At 71.2% G+C, this 13,866-nt stretch carries 12 protein-coding genes and 1 other RNA gene; 8 read left to right on the forward strand and 5 right to left on the reverse strand.

The features are described 5' to 3' along the window. The first annotated feature begins 9 nt into the window (after nucleotides 1-9). The 3 genes from GEV26_RS04550 (at nucleotide 10) to GEV26_RS04560 (ending at nucleotide 2,380) form a co-directional block, all read left to right on the forward strand. Nucleotides 10-1,398, forward strand: a complete 1,389-nt coding sequence (locus GEV26_RS04550) for an MFS transporter (RefSeq protein ID WP_243838924.1) — start codon at nucleotides 10-12, stop codon at nucleotides 1,396-1,398. A 70-nt stretch (nucleotides 1,399-1,468) separates the two neighbouring features. After that, nucleotides 1,469-1,838: a transfer-messenger RNA gene (ssrA, locus tag GEV26_RS04555) on the forward strand. A gap of 254 nt (nucleotides 1,839-2,092) precedes the next feature. Beyond that, nucleotides 2,093-2,380: a 4a-hydroxytetrahydrobiopterin dehydratase gene (locus tag GEV26_RS04560; RefSeq protein ID WP_153651964.1), complete on the forward strand. Its 288-nt coding sequence runs from the start codon at nucleotides 2,093-2,095 to the stop codon at nucleotides 2,378-2,380. Between the two features lie 4 nt (nucleotides 2,381-2,384). On the opposite strand, the gene GEV26_RS04565 is transcribed toward GEV26_RS04560, so the two are convergent. The 3 genes from GEV26_RS04565 to GEV26_RS04575 form a co-directional block, all read right to left on the reverse strand. Further along, the gene (locus tag GEV26_RS04565; RefSeq protein WP_153651965.1) at nucleotides 2,385-2,996 is read right to left on the reverse strand and encodes a vitamin K epoxide reductase family protein; all 612 of its coding nucleotides are present in this window, start codon (nucleotides 2,994-2,996) and stop codon (nucleotides 2,385-2,387) included. Between the two features lie 122 nt (nucleotides 2,997-3,118). After that, on the reverse strand, nucleotides 3,119-3,898 hold the full coding sequence (locus GEV26_RS04570; RefSeq protein ID WP_153651966.1) for a DNA-formamidopyrimidine glycosylase family protein: 780 nt from the start codon (nucleotides 3,896-3,898) through the stop codon (nucleotides 3,119-3,121). After that, nucleotides 3,891-8,447, reverse strand: coding sequence for an ATP-dependent helicase (locus GEV26_RS04575; protein WP_153651967.1), 4,557 nt, complete (start codon nucleotides 8,445-8,447; stop codon nucleotides 3,891-3,893). Before GEV26_RS04575 ends, GEV26_RS04570 begins: the two co-directional genes overlap by 8 nt. 100 nt (nucleotides 8,448-8,547) lie before the next feature. Between GEV26_RS04575 and GEV26_RS04580 the strand changes: the two genes are divergently transcribed. The 3 genes from GEV26_RS04580 to GEV26_RS04590 are packed head-to-tail and all read left to right on the forward strand — an operon-like array spanning nucleotide 8,548 to nucleotide 11,158. Next, nucleotides 8,548-9,582 carry an OmpA family protein gene (locus tag GEV26_RS04580; protein WP_153651968.1) on the forward strand — a complete coding sequence of 345 codons (1,035 nt, stop codon included), beginning with the start codon at nucleotides 8,548-8,550 and terminating at the stop codon, nucleotides 9,580-9,582. A gap of 3 nt (nucleotides 9,583-9,585) precedes the next feature. After that, nucleotides 9,586-10,077: a sunset domain-containing protein gene (locus tag GEV26_RS04585; RefSeq protein ID WP_153651969.1), complete on the forward strand. Its 492-nt coding sequence runs from the start codon at nucleotides 9,586-9,588 to the stop codon at nucleotides 10,075-10,077. A gap of 46 nt (nucleotides 10,078-10,123) precedes the next feature. Continuing rightward, nucleotides 10,124-11,158, forward strand: coding sequence for a DUF3048 domain-containing protein (locus GEV26_RS04590; protein WP_194839964.1), 1,035 nt, complete (start codon nucleotides 10,124-10,126; stop codon nucleotides 11,156-11,158). On the opposite strand, the gene GEV26_RS04595 is transcribed toward GEV26_RS04590, so the two are convergent. After that, nucleotides 11,151-11,822, reverse strand: a complete 672-nt coding sequence (locus GEV26_RS04595) for a TetR/AcrR family transcriptional regulator (RefSeq protein ID WP_153651971.1) — start codon at nucleotides 11,820-11,822, stop codon at nucleotides 11,151-11,153. The genes GEV26_RS04590 and GEV26_RS04595 overlap by 8 nt on opposite strands. 145 nt (nucleotides 11,823-11,967) lie before the next feature. Here GEV26_RS04595 and GEV26_RS04600 point away from each other — a divergent pair, with 145 nt between their 5' ends. Continuing rightward, on the forward strand, nucleotides 11,968-12,465 hold the full coding sequence (locus GEV26_RS04600; RefSeq protein WP_153651972.1) for a hypothetical protein: 498 nt from the start codon (nucleotides 11,968-11,970) through the stop codon (nucleotides 12,463-12,465). A 17-nt stretch (nucleotides 12,466-12,482) separates the two neighbouring features. Here GEV26_RS04600 and GEV26_RS04605 read toward each other — a convergent pair whose 3' ends face one another. Next, nucleotides 12,483-13,235, reverse strand: coding sequence for a MerR family transcriptional regulator (locus tag GEV26_RS04605; protein ID WP_153651973.1), 753 nt, complete (start codon nucleotides 13,233-13,235; stop codon nucleotides 12,483-12,485). A 62-nt stretch (nucleotides 13,236-13,297) separates the two neighbouring features. On the opposite strand from GEV26_RS04605, the gene GEV26_RS04610 reads away from it, so the two are divergent. Continuing rightward, nucleotides 13,298-13,846 (forward strand): YqgE/AlgH family protein, encoded by a 549-nt coding sequence (locus GEV26_RS04610; RefSeq protein WP_153651974.1) that lies wholly within the window; start codon nucleotides 13,298-13,300, stop codon nucleotides 13,844-13,846. Nucleotides 13,847-13,866 lie beyond the last annotated feature (20 nt).

Here is a 13,866-nt window from a genome sequence, read left to right on the forward strand (position 1 = left end):
TCACCTGGCGTGAACGCCGGCACCATCCGTCTCGCGTCCGCGCAGGGCAGATGGGTGCTGGCAGCCATGATCCTCGGCTCGGGCATGGCCTTCCTCGACGGCTCGATCGTCGGTCTGGCGCTGCCGGCGATGAACGCCGACCTCGACGCCGGGGCCGCGGGGGTGCAGTGGATCGTCAACGCGTACACGCTCACCCTGGCCGCCCTGATCCTCGTCGGCGGCTCGCTGGGGGACCGCCTGGGTCGCCGCAGGGTCTTCGTGATCGGCGTCGTGTGGTTCGCCGCGGCGTCGGTCCTGTGCGCGGCCGCACCCACGATCGAGGTGCTGGTCGCCGCTCGCGGGCTCCAGGGGGTGGGCGCCGCGCTGCTGACGCCGGGCAGCCTGGCGATCATCTCGGCGTCGTTCGCGCCCGAGGACCGCGGACCGGCGATCGGTTTCTGGTCAGGCCTGTCGGGCGTCACGACGGCCATCGGCCCCTTGGTCGGTGGCTGGCTCGTCGACACGACCGGCTGGCGTGGCATCTTCTGGATCAACCTCCCGCTCGCGGCGCTCGTGGTCTGGATCGCGATCCGTCACGTGCCGGAGACATCCGGTGACCAGGACCGGATCGACTACGCGGGCGCGGGGCTGACCGCGGCGGGCCTGGCAGCGCTCACCTACGGTCTGGTCGAGAAGTCCTGGCTGTGGGGAGGAGCGGGGCTCGTCCTCATGGTGGTGTTCGTCGTCCACCAAAGGCTCACCCCCCACGCGCTCGTGCCCCTCGCGCTGTTCGCGGACCGGATCTTCACCGCGGCGAACATCTGCACGTTCGCGATCTACGGGGCGCTCGCGGCCTCGGGATTCCTGCTCGTGCAGCAGCTGCAGTACGTCTCGGGGTTCTCGCCACTGGTCGCGGGTCTTGCGAGCGTGCCGATGACGATCATCATGCTGCTGTTCTCGGCCCGGGCCGGCGCGCTGGGGACGCGGATCGGCCCGCGCTGGCCCATGACCTTCGGCCCGCTGATCGCGGCGGTGGGCCTGCTGCTGATGCTGCGCATCGGCGAGGACGCGAGCTTCTGGCTCGACGTCCTGCCTGCGTCGGTCGTCTTCGGCATCGGGATCACGACGCTGGTGGCTCCGCTCACGACCGCGGTCCTGGCCGCCGCACCCATGCAGCAGACCGGGATCGCCTCGGGCATCAACAACGCCGTGGCGCGTACGGCCTCCCTGCTCGCGGTGGCCGCGATCCCCCCGATCGCCGGGATCACGGGGCGGGACTTCGATGATCCGGACGTCTTCGGCCCGGGGTTCGACACCGGCATCGTCATCTGTGCCGGGATGCTCGTGGTGGCGGCTGCGTGTGCCGTGGGACTCATCCGCGGGTCCACGGTGAGCCCCGCGGCGCTCAGGTCGGAATGAATGGCTCGGACTTGTCGTTGTGAGCAGGTAGAGTGATGGTGTTGCCGCGGCAACGATTGACAACTCAAGAGGGGCTGATCGGTTTCGACTAAGGTCGTTCGATTCAGGTGAAGCGGGTAGAGGATCCAGGGTTATCTCTTTAACGATCTCTGGAAACCAACAAGTGCCGATTCCAAGCGCACTGACTTCGCCCTCGCTGCTTAAGCGATAGGTGAAGGGCTGGCCCGGGGGCGTTCCCGCTCCGGATCGCCAGTCTCATTTAGGGGACTTGCTGATCACACGGCGTCGCAGCGTGTGATCGGGACTTTTCTGCGACTGAGCCCGTCGGCGACGCGTCTGTTCGAGCGCCGGGGCTGAGAAAAGCGACTAGACAGACTGCACCCGGAGAAGCCCTGACTCAGCGCCGTAGGACCGGGGTTCGATTCCCCGCAGCTCCACGACATGACAATGCCCCCCGCCATCCCCGTTCCTGGGATGGCGGGGGGCATTGTCATGTCGTGAAACCGCCGAGTGAATCGAGTGGGCCCCTCCCCGCGGCGCCCCACCGCGGCGCCCCACCGCGGCGAAGCCGCCCGCGGGCGCCGCCAGCAAGGGATCCCCGCAGCGCCCCACCGCCCGCGGGCGCCGCCAGCAAGGGATCCCCGCAGATCCATTCTCATCTTGCGGGTGACCCAGCCAGGTCTAGCGTGTGCCCATGAGCACCTTCACCGACGCCCAGATCGAAGACGCCCTCGAGGGCCTGCCCGGCTGGTCGCAGGAGGGTGAGGCGATCGTGAAGTCGTACGAGTTCGACGACTTCGGCGCCGCGATCGCCTTCATCAACCGGGCCGCAGGTCCCATCACCGAGATGGACCACCATCCCGAGTGGACCAACGTCTACAACCGGGTCGACATCCGGCTCAGCAGCCATGACGTCGGCGGGGTCACCGATCGGGACGTCCGACTGGCCAAGGTCATCGAACGCGTGGCCGCGGCGTCGTAGGGCCTCAGGCCCAGAGGTCGCTGCCGAACTGGAACCAGATGGCCGCGAGGACCGCGACGTACCACAGGATCGTGATCAGCAGCGTCCAGTCGTTCACGAAGCGCGAGACCGGGTTGCCGGGCAGGAACTCGCGCAGGTTGCGCGCAGTGAGCCACACGAAGATCGGGATCATGACCGACCAGACCACCATGCACCACGGGCAGAGCTTCTCGATCGAGTAGATGCTCTGCGACTGCAGCCAGGTCACGAAGGCGATGCCGAACACCGCGCCGGCCTGCAGGCCCAGCCACACGAAGTCGGGCAGGCGTACCCGCGCGGCGATCAGCACGCCCAGGGTCATGACGATCGCGAAGCCGGCCACGCCCATGAGCGGGTTGGGGAAGCCGAACACCGAGGCCTGGTCGGTGTTGATGACGCCGCCGCAGCTGACGAAGGCGTTGATGTCGCAGCCGAGCGCCTTGTCGGGCTCCTGGAGGAACTTGACCTTGTCGATGATGAGGATGGCAGCAGCGAGCATGCCGATCGCGCCGCCCAGGGCGAGCAGCCAGCCGAGGCCGCGATCGTTCGGCTCGTAGACGTCAACGTCGGAGTCGGCGACGGTCCTCTGGTCAGTCATGACAGTGATCCTAGAGCGAGCGCGCAACCGGCCGGTCCCGTACCCGCCCAGATCTGCGGGCTCCTGCACGGTCCGTGGCCGCGAAAGCGTGCAGGAGTCCGCAGATCTGGGTTGGGGGTGCCTCAGGGCTGGCAGTGGGGGCACCAGAAGACGTTGCGCTCGGAGGTCGGCCGGTCGCCCAGCTGTCCGTTGAGCAACCGGGTGCCGCAGCGGCGGCAGCGGGCCCGCTCTCGGCTGTAGACCCACCGGTCCTCGCCGCTGCGGGTGCTGCCGGTGAACGAGCGCTCGATGCGCGACTTGTTGACGTCGAGCATGCGTTGGCCGCGGGAGATGACCCGCGCGACGTCTGGCACGTCACCGACGCGCCGGTGCGGCGACAGACCCATGATGAACAGCAGCTCGTTGACGTACTCGTTGCCGAATCCCGCGAGGTTGCGCTGGTCCATCAGGGCCAGGAACACCGGGCGGTCGGGGTCGGCCGAGACCCGGCGCACGGCCTCGTCGAGGTCCCAGTCCGGTCCGAGCAGATCGGGACCGAGATGGCCGATCGCCTCGGCCTCGTCGCTGCGGGCGAGGACCTCCAGGATGCCGAGGGAGTAGCCGATCGCCTGCCACTCCTGGTTCTCCAGGACTGCACGGGCGGAGTGCCCGGGCCGCCGCCAGTCGGTGCCGATCCGCTGGACGTGCCAGGCGCCCTCCATCTTCAGGTGCGAGTGGATCGAGTGCTCGGGCGTGCGGATCAACAGGTGCTTGCCGTGGCTCACGACCTCGTCGACACGAGAGCCGGACAGATCGACCGTCGCGAAGGCGGGCACCCGGAAGTCGGTGCGCGTCAGCACGCGGCCGGCCAGGGCCTCGCGGAGGTGGTGGGCAGTGCGCCAGACGGTGTCTCCCTCAGGCATCGAGTCGAAGCCCCTTGATCGTGCGCTCGAAGCCCGCCTCGGCCAACGCCTCGCCGAACGGGCTGGGCGCGACCGGCTGGCCGTCGACGGTCTCGATCGTCAGCCGGCTGATGCGCCGGCCGCGGACCGTGGCCGCCAGCGAGGTGGCGGCGGCGGCGAGGCGCGCGGGATGGTCGTCGAACACCAGTGCCTTCTTGCCTCCCCGCTCGAGATAGACCACGAGCCGGCCGTCGTGCAGGACCACCAGCGAGCCGGCCTTGCGGGCCGGTCGGTGCCGGGTCGAGTCTGCCTCTGCGGCGCGCCCGGGCCAGGGCAGGGCCGCGCCGTAGGGATTGGCCGGGTCGGTCGCGGCCAGCGTCAGGGCGCGCGCATCGGTGGGCCGGTCGTCGTCGGTCGCGTGGGCGCGCATGCGGTCGACCGTGGAGGTCGCGGCGAACTGGGCGGCCCCCAACGTCTCGATGTAGTAGCCACGCAGCACCGAGCCGGTCTGCTCGAGCTCGCGCAGCACGCGGTAGATGCCTGCGAACCCGCCCGGCGTCTGCTCGGCCATGACCGATCCCCGCGTCACGACGCCGTAGCGGCCGATGAGCGCCTCGGTGCGGGCCAGCTGCAGTGCGGTGGGGTCGCTGGTCGTCTCGGCGAGTGCGAACCACCGCCCGCTCACGGTCGGCGGGCCCTGCGCCGCGACGCGGGGCGAACGGGGTCGGCGACCGTGGATGCGGGCCCGGGGCGTGGGCCTGGTCGTGCGGTGGGCGCCGCCTCGACCCACGAGCGTGCGCAGCGGCGCGAAGGTGTCGTTGCTGACCTGCCCGCTCCAGACCAGGTCCCACAGCGCCTCGGTCACCAGCGTGTGGTCGGGCAGGCCGTTGTCGGTGCCGAGCGCGTCGACGAGCTGGCGGAACAAGAAGGCACCGCCTCCGGCGAGCGCCTCGACGATCGCGGTGTGCAGCGCGTCGGTCTCGCCCGGCTGGGCGCCCGCAGCGCGCAGCACGAAGTCGGCGGGATGCAGCTGGACCCAGCCGTCGTTGCCGGGCAGCGTGCCCGCGCCGGACCACACCACCTCACCGGCCGAGGTCAGCTCGTCGAGCATCGCGGGGGAGTAGTCCCGGACGCGGGCGGGCAGGACCAGGGACTCCCAGGCCGAGGCCGGCAGCGCGAGGCCGGCCAGCTGGTCGATCACGGTCAGGACGCCGTCGGGGCCGCGCAGGCTGCCGCCGACGCCTTGCCAGGACGGCAGGAAGCGGGCGAACGTGCCGGGGTCGACCGGCTCGACCTGCTGGCGGGCGGCAGCCAGCGAGCGCGACCGGATGCGGCGCAGGACACCGGGCTCGACCCATTCGCTGCCCGTCGCCTGGGGCCGGAACTCGCCCTCGGTCAGCCGTCCGTCGCGGGACAGCCGGCGCAGGACCTGCTGCACCACGGCGGTGCCGAGGCCGAAGCGCTCCGCGACCTCCTGGGTCGTGAACGGTCCGTGGGTGCGGGTGTGCCGGGAGATCAGGTCGGTCAGCGGATCGGCGGGGGACTCGAGGTACGCCTCGGAGACGCCGAGCGGGATCACCACGCCGAGGGCGTCGCGCAGCCGTCCGGCGTCCTCCACGACGGCCCAGCGGATCTCGCCGACCATCGACACCTCGATCGCGCGACGGGCCTCGCGCAGCTCGCCCAGCCACGTCGAGGCGTGCACCGCGACGTCGGGCTGCAGACGGGCGGCGACCTCCGTCTCGGTGAGCGGGCCCAGCATCCGCAGGAGGTCCGCGACGCCCTCGACGTCCTTGGCCTGCCGGTCCGCGGTGAGTCGCTGCAGCTCGCGCTCGGTGCGCTCGAGCACGTCGGGGTCGAGCAGCTCGCGCAGCTCGGCCCGGCCGAGCAGCTCGGCGAGCAGCGTGGGGTCGAGCGTCAGGGCCGAGGCCCGGCGCTCGGCCAGCGGCGTGTCGCCCTCGTAGAGGAAGGCCGCGACGTAGCCGAACAGGAGGTTCTGGGCGAACGGCGAGGCGCGCTCGGTGGTGACCTCGGCGATCTGCACCTCACGGGAAGCCAGGCGCCGGGTCAGGGCGGTGAGGGCCGGCAGGTCGTAGACGTCCTGGAGGCACTCCCGCGCGGTCTCGAGCAGGATCGGGAAGGTCGGGTACTTGCGGGCGACGTCGAGCAGCTGCGCCGAGCGCTGGCGCTGCTGCCACAAGGGGGCGCGCGATCCGGGGTTGCGGCGGGGCAGGAGCAGCGCGCGGGCCGCGCACTCGCGGAACCGTGACGCGAACAGGGCGGAGCCGCCGACCTCCTCGGTGACGATCTTGTCGAGCTCGTCGGCCTCGAAGACGAACAGGTCGGCGCCCGGGGGCTCGGTCTCGGTGTCGGGGATGCGCGCGACGATGCCGTCGTCGCTGGCCACGACCGAGCCGTCCATCCCGTAGCGCTCGACGATGCGGGCGGCGACGGCCAGGGCCCACGGGGCGTGGACGCGGCGACCGAACGGCGAGTGCAGGACGACCCGCCAGTCGCCGAGCTCGTCGCGGAACCGCTCGACCACGAGCGTGCGGTCGGACGGGACCTGCCCGGTCGCGGCCTTCTGCTCGCCGAGGTAGGCGGCCAGGTTGTCCGAGGCCCGCCGGTCCAGGCCGAGACCGGCCGTCTGCTGGGCGAGCTGCTCGGCAGAGAGGGCCGCGGCCTCACGCACGAACGCGCCGATCGCCTCGCCGAGCTCATGGGGTCGACCGATCGCGTCGCCCTTCCAGAACGGCAGCCGCGCGGGCTGGCCGAATGCGGGCGTGACGTTGACCCGGTCGTGGGTGATCTCCTGGATGCGCCAGCTCGTGGCGCCGAGGGCGAAGACGTCGTTGATCCGCGACTCGTAGACCATCTCCTCGTCGAGCTCGCCGACCTTGCGGGAGCCGGTCTCCTCGGTGCCGGCCGCGAGGAAGACCCCGAACATGCCGCGGTCGGGGATCGTCCCGCCGCTGGTGACGGCCAGGCGCTGGGCACCGGGCCGACCCGTGATCGTCCCGGCGTCGCGGTCCCACACCAGGCGTGGGCGCAGCTCGGCGAACTCGTCGGAGGGATAGCGGCCCGACAACAGGTCGAGTGTCGCGTCGTAGGCCGACCGGGGCAGCGTCGCGAACGGGGCGCTGCGTCGGACGGTGTCGAACCACTCCTCGACGTCGAGGCTCTCCAGCGCGGTCGCGGCGACGGTCTGCTGGGCGAGGATGTCGAGCGGGTTGGCGGGGATGTCGAGCCGCTCGATCAGGCCCTGCTGCATGCGTGCGGTGGTCACGGTGGCCCCGAGCAGGTCCTGGCGTGACGTGGGATAGAGCACGCCGCGGGACAGCTCGCCGACCTGGTGACCCGCGCGGCCGACCCGCTGCAGCGCGCTCGCGACCGACGGGGGCGTCGACACCAGCACGACCAGGTCGACCGCGCCCATGTCGATGCCCAGCTCCAGGCTCGACGTCGCCACGACGCACCGCAGCCGGCCCGACTTGAGCTCGTCCTCGATCAGCGCCCGCTGGTCCTTGCTGACCGAGCCGTGGTGGGCGCGCGCCAGCACGGGCTCGGCCCCCTCGGACTGTGCGCTGCCGCCCATCAGCTGGGCGGGGGGACGAGGGGAGTCCCGGGGCACCGACTCGGCCTCGAGGTGCTTGGCGTACGCCTCGTTGAGGCGCGCGGTGAGGCGTTCGGCCACACCGCGGGAGTTGACGAAGACGATCGTCGAGCGGTGCTCGAGGACCCGGCGCATCACGGACTCCTCGACGTGCGGCCAGATGCTGCCGCGCGGTGCGTCCTCCTCGAGGGCGCGGGCGCCGCTGCCCTCGTCGCGGGGCGGCGCCGGGATGCTGGTCATGTCCTCGACCGGGACCTCGACGTGCATCTCCAGGCGGCTGGGCGACTCGGGGGCGACGACGCGCACCGGGCTGGACCCGGCGAGGAAACGGGCCACCTCGTCGTGAGGGCGCACCGTCGCGCTCAGGCCGATCCGTCGCGCGGGGGTGTCGAGCAGGGCGTCGAGCCGCTCGAGCGACACCGCCAGGTGGGCGCCCCGCTTGGTGCCGGCCACGGCATGGATCTCATCGACGATCACGGTGTCGACGCTGCGTAGCGTCTCGCGCGCGGCCGAGGTGAGCATGAGGAACAGCGACTCGGGTGTCGTGATGAGGATGTCGGGGGGCCGGGTGACGAGGGCGCGCCGGTCGCGCGGGGAGGTGTCGCCCGAGCGGACGCCGACAGTGACCTCCTGGAACTCGTCGCCGCGCCGTGCCGCGGCCTGCGTGATGCCGACCAGGGGCGAGCGCAGGTTGCGCTCGACGTCGACGGCGAGCGCCTTGAGCGGCGAGATGTAGAGCACCCGGGTGCCCTCCGACTGCTCCGCGTGCATCAGCCGGTCGATCGCCGAGAGGAACGCCGCGAGCGTCTTGCCCGAGCCGGTCGGCGCGACGACCAGCACGTGCTCGTCGCCGGCGACGCCGTCCCACGCGCCCATCTGGGCGGGGGTCGGGGCCTCGAAGGACTCGGTGAACCACGCCCGGGTCGCGGGCGCGAACCTGGCGAGCGGATCGGGCATGCCCCCATGGTTCCAGCCGGGTACGACAACCGCTCGGTGTGGAGCACTGGACGCACCCGACCGCGTACGCTGTTCATCGCCCGCTCGAAGAACAGGAGAGATGCCCGACGTGTCGGACACCAGCCTGAAGTGGTTGACCGCGCTGGTCGCCGCAGGCCTCGTCGCGGTCGTCGCGCTCGGCTCGATCGTCGGCTCGCGCTCGGTGGCCGAGGCCCTGCGACCCGCGTCCGAGCAGGCGTTGGCCGCTGCCGGCCTCGACGGCGTCTCGGTCACGTTCGAGGGCCGGGAGGCCTCGCTCAGCGGCGGCAGCGGGACCGATCTGCGTGAGGCGCGCGAGGTCGTGGAGGGAGTCGACGGCGTGCGCTGGGCGCGGGTCGTGGACGGCCCGGACACCGATGCGCAGGAGCGGGTCGACGCCTCCGCCCCCGACGCGTCGACGATCGCCCTCGAGCGCACGTCGCGCGGAGTCGCGATCAGCGGCGTCGTGCCCGACGCAGACGCAGCCGCCGGCATCAAGGCCGCCGTCTCCCTCACCTACGGCGTCACGGTCTCGGGGGATCTGAGGGTGGACCCCGACGTGGAGGCGGCCCGGTGGGTGGGCGCGTTCCCGGGCGTGCTGGGGGACGTCATCGCCGTCCGTGACCTGCAGCTCACGATCGACGGGGCCGACACCGCGAGGATCCGGGGCACCGTCCGCAGCACGGCAGGACGACACCGCGTCGTCGATCTCCTCGCGACCGCGATGCCGGACCTGGAGGTCGACGACGATCTCACGATCGACCACGGCGGGCTCGGCCGGGACGACGCGGCAGTCCTCGACGGCACGAGGATCGTCTTCCCGACAGGTGCTGCGTACCTCACAGGTCAGGACGGCGCGGCCCTCGCGGCAGTGGCCGACGTGATGCGTCGCCACGACGACGTCCGGATCGAGGTCGGCGCCCACGTCGGTCCGAAGGACCCCGAGCAGGGGCAGGTGCTGGGCCGGGACCGGGCCGCGGCCGTGACGTCCTACCTCGTCGGCCTCGGGATCGATCCCGACCGCATCTCGCAGCGGACCTACGCCTCGCCCTCGGCGGGGATCAGCGCGACCGACGAGCGGTACCGCCGCGTCGACCTCGTCGTGAAGGAGGGCTGAGCGATGTCGAGCCACACGATCGGCGAGATCGCCGTCTGGCTGCTGGGCGCCGGAGTGCTGGGATTCGTCCTCGGCTGGCTGGTGCGTGAGCTGCAGGTGCGGGCCCGCAGGCGACGGGCCCCGGGCCCCGTCATGAAGGCTGTGCCCTCGCCCGAGCCGAAGCCCGAACCCCGGCCGGAGCGGGAACCCGAGCCGGACCCGGAGCCGGAACCCGAGCCGGAACCCGAGCCCGGGCCGAAGCCGCGCTCGCGCGGTGTCGAGCCGCCGTCGGCCGACCACGTCATCAAGGGCAACACGTCCTCGAAGATCTATCACCTCCCGGACAGCCCCGCGTACGCCCGGACCAAGGCCGGCGCGTGGTTCCGCACCGAGGCCGAGGCCGAGGAGGCGGGCTTCCGCAAGGCCGGCGCGCCCCGCAGGAACGCCGCCAAGAAGGCCCAGGCCTCGAAGGCGCCGACGAAGAAGAAGCCGCCCGAGGAGCCTGACGGGGCCTGAGGCACGCCTCCTTGGGAGACAACCTGGCATGGGGCATGCTGGCCGCATGAACCTGCGTCTCCTGGTTGCGGCGACCGCCGCGTCCCTTGCTCTGGCCGCCTGCAGCTCCTCCTCGGACTCCACTCAGAAGGCGTCGCCCGAGCCGAGCAAGGGCACGGCGAAGCAGCTGGTGGAGGTGTCCCCGCTCACGGGCAAGGCGATGAAGAAGGGTCGTCCGGACAACCCCGTCTTCGTCGTGAAGATCGAGAACACGATCGGCGGAGCGCCGCAGTACGGTCTCGACCAGGCCGACCTGGTCATCGAGGAGCTCGTCGAGGGCGGACTGACGCGCCTCGCCGCCTTCTACTACTCCTCGCTGCCGTCCAAGGTCGGCCACGTGCGCTCGCTACGCACCAGCGACATCGGCATCGCGGGCCCCGTCGGGGGCCAGATCGTCGCGTCCGGCGGCGCCACCGGGGCGTACAACAAGGTCAAGGGCGCCGGCATCAAGGTCTTCTCCGAGGACGACGGCGCTCCTGGCTTCAGCAGCGATCCGCTGAAGGTCCGCCCCTACAACCGCCTGATCGACCTCAAGACCGTGGCCCGCAACGCCAAGGCCACGACGATCCCCGGGCCGTACCTGCCGTGGTCGCAGGGCTCGGACCCCACGCCGAAGCCCTCGAGCTCGACCGGCGCGACGGCGACGCCCAAGCCGAAGAAGGCGACGACCGCGACCGTGCGGTTCTCGCCCTCGACCGCGACGTCGTGGGCGCTCAAGGGCCGCAAGTGGGTCCGCACGAACGGCCACGCCGAGGCCGGCAAGGACTTCGAGGCCGACACCATGATCGTGCTGTCGTGCCGTGTGGGAGATGCGGGTTACACCGATCCCGCGGGCAATCCCGTGCCGGAGACCGTGTTCGAGGGCAGTGGGGAGGCGCGGATCTTCCACGGCAACCGCGTGACCTCGGTGACATGGGTCAAGCCGGGGCTCACCAAGGGGCTGCGGTTCAGGACCGCGGACGGCAAGCCGTACCGCATCGAGCCCGGCAAGGTGTTCCTCGAGCTGGTGCCCGAGGGCGACGGCGGGGTCAGCTTCAGCTGATCGGGTGCCCCTCCTGCGGCAGCAGCCGCAGGCCGGTCAGGAGCGCACCGATCGTGGCCTTGACCTCCTCGCTGGCCGCGTCCGGGTCGTCGGCGTCCGACACGTACTCCGAGGCCGAGCGGATCGCGCCGTAGAAGACGGCGGCGAAGGCCTCGCCCAGGCCGTCGGCGTCGCCGAGATCGGCCAGCAGGTCGTCCACGACCCGCTGGACGATGCCGAACGACGAGGCCTTCTCAGCCTCGTGCCAGCGCTCGTGACCGAGGGCGACCGGGCCCTCCTGCATGCAGATGCGGCGGAACTGCGGCTGGCGGCAGACCTGGAGGAACTTGTCCATGCCGATCTGCGCCCGCTCCCACGGGTCCTTCGAGGCGTTGATCGACTTCTCGATCTCGGCGGTCGTCGACTCCTGCACGCGCAGGAAGACGTTCTCGAACAGCGCGAGCTTGCTCGGGAAGTGGTGGTAGAGCGCACCCTTGGTGACCCGCGCGGCCGCAACGACCTCGTCGAGGGACGTGCCTGCGTAGCCGTGATCGGTGAACAGGGTCGTCGCGCTGTCCAGGAGGGCCTTCTTGGTGCTCGAGGAGTAGTCCTGGCGACGTGTGGTCTTGGTGGTCTTGCGAGCGGTGCGCAGGACGCTCTTCGTCACGCGTGCGGGATGGGACATGGCACCGAGTCTACGGTGATCGGCGTCTCGTGCCCCGAATCACAGCGCCCGAGGTTTGCCTGTACCGCCGGTCGGTCACATACTGAGAGTACGTACCGAGAGTATGTAACTCTCGGTTTCCGACGGAACAGGAAGGAGCAGACCCATGACCTGGGATGCTTACAACCGTCGCAAGGAATCTCTTCGCGGGATGCTGGCTGTCAAGGACGCCCACCGCGACCTCAGCCTCACCGAGCTCATCGACGCCACCGAGGGTGGGCGGGACGCCTTCCCGACCGACACCGACGCGCTCTTCGAGCTCCAGATGACCTGGTTCCAGCGGCTCAGCGGGCACATGGAGCGGCTCATCTGCGAGGGCCAGGAGGACCCCGGCATGGTCGCGGTGACGGCGTGGGTCAGCACGGCCGCCGATCTGCCGTCCGTCCGCGCCCTGCTCGACGCCCACCGGGACGAGCCCGCGCTGCGCAAGGCGTTCGCGAAGGAGCTGGCCTACCTCGCGACCTCGGCGGGTGTGCCGCCGCACCGGGGCCAGCAGATCCAGGACTCGGCCCGCAGGACGTGGGCCACCCGTGCGCCGAGCCGGCAGGACGACGTGCACCGGGGCGGGCTGCTGTCCCGTCTGCGCAACGCGATCGCTGCCTGAGCGGATCGGCGCGGACGTCAGTCGAGCTTGGCTGCGATGCCGGTGATCTGCTCGCCGACCTCGATGTCGATCGACTTGCGGATCTCGGAGCGGAAGATCCCCAGCGTGACCTGGCTCGCGATCGGCAGGAGGCCGTCCACGAGGTCGATGATGCGGCGCCAGTCGTGCTCGGGCAGGCCCGCGTCGATGAACGGCTGGATCAGCTCGGTCACGACCTCGCGCACGAACGTGTCCGCGATGGTCCGCAGGTGGGACTGCAGCACGGGGAACAGGGAGATGACCGACTCCGGCGGCAGGCCGAGCGTCACGGCCGCGGCACCCGCACGCACCACCGCGGGCTCCATGAGGCGTACGCGGTCGCCGTCGAGCTTCTCGACCAGCCCGAGGCCCACCATCGACTCGATCAGGGCGTCGTCGCGCTCGACGCCGGCGAGGGCTGCGAGGTCCTCGCGCGACATGATCTCGGCGTCACCCTCGTCGGGGAGGTCGAGGATCGTCATGAGGTCGAGGGTGTGCCCCGCGGCGTGGTGCGGGGTGTTCTGGATCGCCTTCTCGATCGCCGCGAGCGTGAAGCCGCGCTCGAGCAGCTGGCGCACGAGCTGCAGCCGCTGCAGGTGCTCGCGGTTGTAGTAGCCCGTGCGGCCCGCGAGGCGGGGTGCGTCGATCAGCCCGCGCGCGGCGTACGCACGCACGTTGCGCACGGTCATCTGCGCCCGAGCCGCGAGCTCGTCGATCGTGAGCTCCTCGCCGGTGCCCGCGTCGTCAGCCATGCCACGAGCATAGGGCTTTCGGCAGTGTCGCCTGGCGGAGCACCACGGGGCATCATGGAGACATGGACTCCCTGCGCGGAACGATGCTGGTGGCCACCCCGGCCATCGAGGCGGGTCCCTTCCTGCGCAGCGTCGTGTTCCTGCTCGACCACGACCAGGACGGTGCACTCGGCGTGATCGTCAACCGTCCGCTGGACACCGCCGAGGTCGACGACGTCCTGCCGGACTGGGCCGGCCTCGTCAACGCGCCGGTGTGCCTGTTCGAGGGCGGACCGGTCGCGATGGACTCCGCGCTCGCGCTGGGCGTCATCGCGGACGTCCCGCCCCTCGGCTGGCGGCAGATGGCAGGTCGGGTCGGGCTGATCGACCTCGACGGGCCGTTGCCGGCGAGCGGTGAGCTGTACGGTCTGCGGGTCTTCGCCGGCTATGCGGGCTGGGGTCCCGGTCAGCTCGAGGAGGAGATCGCGGAGGGCGCCTGGCTCGTCGTCGTGGCCGAGGACGGCGATCTCATCTCGCCTCACCCCGAGACGCTGTGGCGCGACGTCCTGCGGCGCCAGGACGACGACATCCGATTCTGGGCGACATTCCCGGACGACCCGTCGGCGAACTAGGAAACGGTCTCGGGCACTCG

It is taken from the genome of Aeromicrobium yanjiei (assembly GCF_009649075.1).
GTDB classification, from domain to species: Bacteria; Actinomycetota; Actinomycetes; order Propionibacteriales; family Nocardioidaceae; genus Aeromicrobium; species Aeromicrobium yanjiei.

Coding starts and splice junctions, on each gene's coding strand:
- GEV26_RS04560 (WP_153651964.1), top strand. CDS start 2,093: ATGAGCACCTTCACCGACGCCCAGATCGAAGACGCCCTCGAGGGCCTG.
- GEV26_RS04565 (WP_153651965.1), bottom strand. CDS start 2,996: ATGACTGACCAGAGGACCGTCGCCGACTCCGACGTTGACGTCTACGAG.
- GEV26_RS04570 (WP_153651966.1), bottom strand. CDS start 3,898: ATGCCTGAGGGAGACACCGTCTGGCGCACTGCCCACCACCTCCGCGAG.
- GEV26_RS04575 (WP_153651967.1), bottom strand. CDS start 8,447: ATGCCCGATCCGCTCGCCAGGTTCGCGCCCGCGACCCGGGCGTGGTTC.
- GEV26_RS04580 (WP_153651968.1), top strand. CDS start 8,548: ATGCCCGACGTGTCGGACACCAGCCTGAAGTGGTTGACCGCGCTGGTC.
- GEV26_RS04585 (WP_153651969.1), top strand. CDS start 9,586: ATGTCGAGCCACACGATCGGCGAGATCGCCGTCTGGCTGCTGGGCGCC.
- GEV26_RS04590 (WP_194839964.1), top strand. CDS start 10,124: ATGAACCTGCGTCTCCTGGTTGCGGCGACCGCCGCGTCCCTTGCTCTG.
- GEV26_RS04595 (WP_153651971.1), bottom strand. CDS start 11,822: ATGTCCCATCCCGCACGCGTGACGAAGAGCGTCCTGCGCACCGCTCGC.
- GEV26_RS04600 (WP_153651972.1), top strand. CDS start 11,968: ATGACCTGGGATGCTTACAACCGTCGCAAGGAATCTCTTCGCGGGATG.
- GEV26_RS04605 (WP_153651973.1), bottom strand. CDS start 13,235: ATGGCTGACGACGCGGGCACCGGCGAGGAGCTCACGATCGACGAGCTC.
- GEV26_RS04610 (WP_153651974.1), top strand. CDS start 13,298: ATGGACTCCCTGCGCGGAACGATGCTGGTGGCCACCCCGGCCATCGAG.